Origin of the sequence: Actinomadura miaoliensis (genome assembly GCF_039536785.1) — a bacterium.
Classification (GTDB): Bacteria; Actinomycetota; Actinomycetes; order Streptosporangiales; family Streptosporangiaceae; genus Spirillospora; species Spirillospora miaoliensis.
In genome coordinates this window covers 1,591-2,380 of record NZ_BAAAZG010000060.1, presented here as the reverse complement: position 1 = coordinate 2,380, position 790 = coordinate 1,591, and the positions used below count along the sequence as shown (strand labels likewise).

General features: G+C 78.6%; 2 protein-coding genes. Both read right to left on the bottom strand.

What is annotated here, in order from left to right; genetic code table 11:
- Positions 1 to 288 (bottom strand): M17 family peptidase N-terminal domain-containing protein (locus ABD811_RS37880; RefSeq protein ID WP_344957452.1); only part of this gene is annotated, 288 nt, incomplete at its 3' end.
- A gap of 231 nt (positions 289 to 519) precedes the next feature.
- Positions 520 to 741, bottom strand: a complete 222-nt coding sequence (locus ABD811_RS37875; RefSeq protein WP_344957455.1) for an adenosylcobinamide-GDP ribazoletransferase — start codon at positions 739 to 741, stop codon at positions 520 to 522.
- Between the last annotated feature and the right edge of the window lie 49 nt (positions 742 to 790).

The following is a 790-nucleotide window of genomic DNA, read 5'->3' as shown; positions in this document are numbered from 1 at the left end:
GCTGCCCGCCTCGGCGTCCGGCGACACGCCCAGGCCGACCGCGACGATCAGCGGGGCGGGCAGCGCGCCCAGGGTGGGCAGCCGGGTGACCTCCTCGGCCTTGCCGGTCGCGCCCACCGCGCGCAGCGCGGCGGCCAGGCGCCCGTCGAGGGCCTCGTCGACCCCCTCGGCGCCCGCCGCCGGTCGTACGCCGTCGCCGTCCTGCCCGGCCGGGAGGACGCCGATCACGAGAGCGTCGACGTCGAGTCTGGCCGGGGCCGCACTGTCAAGGCTGATGGTGGTCGTCACGTCGTCCGATGGTAGTCCTCCCGGTGACCGGTTTCGCCCTTTTGGATCAAGCCTTACCTACCGGGACCTGCCCGCATCACGCCCGTCCGCCCGTGTGCCGGGGGTGACGCAAGTGGCGCGGGCCGGCGCGGCGCCGACCCGGCCGTGGCCGACGCGCTGCGCGCCGCCTGCGACGACACCGGCGCCGACGTCCGCGAGTACGCCCGCCCTGCGCTCACCGCCTGACGCGCCTCAGCGGGCGGCCATGGCGACCAGGGCGGCGGTGGTCGCCAGCTCGACGAGGGCGCCGAGCACGTCGCCGGTGATCCCGCCGAGGCGGCGTACCGCGTGCCGCAGCATGAGCAGCGCCGTGGCGAGCCCGACCAGCATGGCCGCCACGGCGCGCACGCCGCCGGCCACGCCGTCCAGCCCGGCGCCCAGGGCCCCCGCGGCGGCGACCGCAACGGCCGACACGGCGGCCGCCGCGGGCGTGCCGACCGTCCCGGCGACCAGGGCGCCGAGC